General features: G+C 42.0%; 1 protein-coding gene. It reads right to left on the minus strand.

The annotated features are described in order from the left end of the window. Window positions 1–245: glutamate ligase domain-containing protein (locus tag ACPYOJ_RS36285; protein ID WP_481420525.1), on the minus strand; the 245-nt coding region annotated here is incomplete at both ends.

The raw sequence follows: 245 nt of genomic DNA on the forward strand, positions 1-245 counted from the left end.
CTTCTGTCGGGAATTGAAGTGTATTTGCTGAAATTTTGGGGTTCAACGCCTGCTTCAATCTCTTTAATGATTGCTGCCGGATCTTCTGTTCTCGGGTTGTCTGAAGTGATAATGGACAATGTTGATTTTTTCGTGGCAATATTTCCCATTTCAGGTCTTTTCGAGTGATCTCTGTCACCTCCGCAACCAAACACGGTGATCAGTCTTTCGTTTTTTGTTCTGATATCATTGATGCTGTCCAGGAT

This window comes from Rhizobium sp. SVR5-9E (genome assembly GCF_056755095.1).